Source organism: Protofrankia sp. Cas4 (assembly GCF_963555915.1).
Classification (GTDB): domain Bacteria; phylum Actinomycetota; class Actinomycetes; order Frankiales; family Frankiaceae; genus Protofrankia.
Genome location: NZ_CAUVXL010000178.1, coordinates 1 through 4135 on the forward strand (window position 1 = coordinate 1; position 4135 = coordinate 4135).

General features: G+C 59.1%; 4 protein-coding genes. 1 reads left to right on the forward strand and 3 read right to left on the reverse strand.

Annotation, left to right across the window (positions count from 1 at the left end; translation table 11 throughout):
* The first annotated feature begins 1640 nt into the window (after window positions 1-1640).
* On the forward strand, window positions 1641-1829 hold the full coding sequence (locus U9979_RS16535; protein WP_322780091.1) for a hypothetical protein: 189 nt from the start codon (window positions 1641-1643) through the stop codon (window positions 1827-1829).
* 40 nt (window positions 1830-1869) lie between these two features.
* Here U9979_RS16535 and U9979_RS16540 read toward each other — a convergent pair whose 3' ends face one another.
* The 3 genes from U9979_RS16540 to U9979_RS16550 form a co-directional block, all read right to left on the reverse strand.
* The gene (locus U9979_RS16540; RefSeq protein ID WP_322780092.1) at window positions 1870-2337 is read right to left on the reverse strand and encodes a hypothetical protein; all 468 of its coding nucleotides are present in this window, start codon (window positions 2335-2337) and stop codon (window positions 1870-1872) included.
* Between the two features lie 463 nt (window positions 2338-2800).
* Window positions 2801-3142 carry a hypothetical protein gene (locus U9979_RS16545; RefSeq protein ID WP_322780093.1) on the reverse strand — a complete coding sequence of 114 codons (342 nt, stop codon included), beginning with the start codon at window positions 3140-3142 and terminating at the stop codon, window positions 2801-2803.
* Window positions 3132-4135 (reverse strand): RHS repeat-associated core domain-containing protein (locus tag U9979_RS16550; protein WP_322780094.1); only part of this gene is annotated, 1004 nt, incomplete at its 5' end. The genes U9979_RS16545 and U9979_RS16550, both read right to left, overlap by 11 nt.

The following is a 4135-nucleotide window of genomic DNA, read 5'->3' on the forward strand; positions in this document are numbered from 1 at the left end:
CCGGTCCCCATCCAGAACGACCACGAAAAGGTCATCATATGGCCCAGTTCCCAGACAGCCGATTATCCGGCACACCCGGAATGGTAGATCCGGAATCTCGGCAGAGTCTTCGAGACCAGCGATTTCCAGCCATTCATCTTCCAATTCTGTCCAGCAATTTGAGAAGTCGATGGACTTCGATAGATCGATTCCTCACCAACCGATCCGGATTCTTCGCAAGACCGGGCAGCGCGGTCTCCAGCTGACCCTTGAGCTTCGCTCGGAATACCGGGCCCCGAAGGGCCTTCTCGACATGAGGAAGGGCCGCATCAAAGGGGCCGCCAAAATCCTTACCATAGAAGGGTTTAAGCACGATTCCGTCGGTACCCGGACGAAGGACGACTTCGACGCCGTTGGGCGTGCACATGCACGCCCTTCTTCCCGAAATCCCGTGCACCCAGCGGTGTCCCCACGTTCACGGTCAGCGACGAGCACCGCCCAAAACCCTCAGGATTCGGAATGAAATAACTTGTTCACTTTGGGGCCCTTGCGAGCCCCTGACCTGCGAAGACGCATGCCGGCCTGCATTACTTACTTCATTACGGATCCTCAAACGCTTCGTCCCAGCCCTTCCACCCCGGTTGTGCGACTATCTCTTCACCTGTAGCAAGCTGGAATATGAGTTATCTGTTCTTGCAAATCCCAGCCAACAGGGCGCTCCCTCGGACTGAACCACTGCGCACCGGAATCGATCCATTTTTTTCGAAAATACAGTGCCAATTCTCGAGTAATCTCGTCCACACCCGCTTCTGTGCCACAGCACCAACAGATGATATAGGTGGGACTCGAACCATCTGGCCCCCATGGGGGTTCACCCAAGTCAAGGCCGCAAACCCGACATCTGGTATCGCTGCCATCTGACGAAGCCATCTAAAACCTGCCGACAATGTTGGCGTAGCTGGGATGGGAGGGATCGAGCACCTGGAACGTACGCATCAACCCGCCATCGGAACGTACGCCAAAAATATTCGTAGCAGGATCCCACGCCTCGATCAGTAATCTGGACATAGGGCGTCGCCAGATGTAGCAGTTCCAATGAGGTCAACCTCTCATCGGAAGCCGCTGCTTCTTGGAGGGCCGTTATCTCAGAACCAGGACCGATCTGAGGAGTGAATTACCGGACCACAGCGCGGCTGGACGGGACATGCACGATCGCGCCGGGAGCCCACAGGCCGCCGGCGTCGGTTTCCTGCCTATCCAGTTGGCTGTTCCCTCACCACCTTTCAAACGCGTACAGACGCTATGCGGCCGGTGTGACCGTAACGGTATAGCCGGGGCCTGTAGAAATAACGATGTAACTTTCCGAGAGTGAGGACATGCCGTGAGTAACACGATGCTGGAGGTTCCGCCGCCCCAGGAGGCCCCGCGCTGGATCGACCCGGGGACGCCCCGCTGGCGGGTAACGCCACGTTCGCCACGCTCGTCCACGACAGCCGAGCGACCGGTGCGTTCCGCGGAACACAGACCCCGACCACCGCCAGCCCTTCAGAACTGTTCCGCAGTACCCTGCGCTCGCAGGGAGGCCGGACCACTCGACCCGGAGATCGCCGATACCATCCAAGCTCGCCGCGGTACAGGATCACCACTGTCCGAGCCCATACGTGCCGAAGCATTCACCACCGGCACCGACGTCTTCTTCGCCCCAGGCCGGTTCGACCGTCCTCCCCGACGGCACGGTCAGCCACCCCGACGACCCGGCCGAACTGGAAGCCGCCGCCATCGGCGTACAGGTAGCCCTCCATGCCACCCCGCTGCCCGACGACGAGGAAGGACCCCCGGCAGCCACCTGATCCCGATCCGGACAACCAGGACCGATCCCGAAGACCGTCATTACTCAGGGCCTGTTTCGAGGAGCGGCTCCGACTCCAGTGCGGTCAAGATCATGGTCACGACTCTCAGCACCGCATCCCAGTCTGCTTGCTCCAGCTCCGGAAAATCGCCGCGGACGCCGGCCGGAATGTCGGATCCTTCCGCAGAGTTGGTTACGCTTGCCAAGGGAACCGCGTTTGCTCCCACGGTCAGCGCGATGACCGACGGATCGTTGCCGTTAGTCCGCTGAATCAGTACACGATCCACGGCGGAAACATTATCATCGGTCATCGAGCCGAAATCAAGAAGCGCCCGCCGAAACTCTTCATTGAGTTCACTTGGCAACGTCGACGGCTGGCGAGCAATCGATACCAGACTGGAGAGAAACGTACTTTTGATCGAAAAATTAGTCGTCAGCGTGGCCTCACAATAATTTTCACAACCCTTGCATTGAACTCCGAAACCCGCTCCGCGGGCAGCGAATACCACCCCGGTTCATCCGATTTAATCTCGAACTGCTTCAGCCAATCACGCGGCCCCGGCCTGACGTGAACTTCAAAACGATGCGTATAATGTGAAGTCCAGCCACCACACACATCCCAGGGCTTGGCACCCGCGCCAAGCGGTCTCGTCCCACACCTCGGTAGCCGAGGCGTCGACCGCGCTCCGCTCCTCCCCCTCGGCCAAGTACTCGGCCCAGTCTTCAGGATTCTCAGCACGGAAGCGGTCCATCGTGACAATGGCCTTGAGCTGCCAGTGCTCATCAAGTCACCGGCGCACGGTCTCGTAGGCGCTGGCGCCACCGAAAGCCCTCAGCAGCGACCCGGAGTACGCGCCTCCTGGTCTCACCCGCATTGTCGCCATCATGCCATCGAGTTTCGCATCAACAACGTTCTTCGTCGCCCCTTACCCAGCCACATGGCGACTGATCTCGGGACTTTTCTCGTTATAATCAACGCTCTGTACCAAAAGCATGATAAATCTCACCAGATCTGATCAGGTCAAGTACAATTGATTCAACCAAGCTTGAATCAATTGTGTCAACAAGAATGATGTTCTTGGCCCAAAAATATCTACCATTCAAACATTCACCTGATTCAACATCTTTTTTTTGAATTCGGCCAATTGAGTCAGGAGTAAATATAGTAGCAAATCGTTGCACACCGTCAGAAAGCTCAACCATGACGTCCAGCGGAGCCTCTAGTTCCATCCCGACGAGTAGGGTCAAGGTGAATCCTTCTTCTACATGACGCAGATAAGGCCCATCTCTTTCCCAGTGCCCATCATTGACCATAAAGTTCCCTAAGAATTCCGATTACCCGAGGCTGGTTAGCCTTTGATGATTTTGCAAGAATCGCCACTCTATCTTCAATATTTCTAAAATAAACCCGAGCACCATCCCGAGCCCGCGCTTCGAAAACATCATCGAACAGATACTTGCTCCCAATGCCGGGATTCAGGTTTCCGCGGGAAAGCTGGGAGGTCAGATTATCTATGCTGCGCTGATGAGTTCGCCCGGCCGTTTCCGCCTCCTTGACCAAGCGCGAATCTTCGTGGATCACTGAGAGAATTGTGTACGGTGCGAGGCCGAGGGGGTCGAGCCAGCCCAAGGGGTTGGGGACGTAGGTGTGGGGGTTGGGGGCGGGAGCGAGGCCGAGGGGGTCGGTTGATTCGTACCGGGCGGTCTCGGGATCGTAGTAGCGGTGGACGTTGTAGTGGGCGCCGGTTTCGGGATCGTGGTACTGGCCCGGGAAACGCAGCGGGCAGTCGACGGCACCGCCGGCGGATGACGATGGCGGGCCGGCGCCCCACAGCGTGGTCCGGGCCTGCCAGGAAAGCGCCCCGTCGGGGTCGACGAGCTCGGTAGGCGTGCCGACGAGGTCGGTGACGATGGCGTGGAACCGGGCGTCGAACCACTCCTGCTCGGCGTTCCTACCCGCGCTACCGTCACCGTCGTCCACCGCCGGATCGGACAGCCGGCGTTCGGTCTGGGTGAGGGGCCGGAAACCGCCGGGTTCCCAGTCCCAGGTGGTGACCCGCGGCGTCGGATCGTCCCCGGAGACGTGGTGCTGTTCGGCGAGCACCATGCCGTCCCAGGCGAAGTCAACCTGTTCGGTCACCCCGCCATCATCGGCGGTGCCATTGGCGCTATCGCCGGTGAGGCGCTGCTTGGCGATCCGCCGGCCGAACGGATCATAGGAATACCGCCAGCGCCAGCCGTCGGGGGTGGTCACACCGGTCAGCCGATCGTCGGCATCCCAGCTGTAGCGCCAGGTACGCGGCTTAC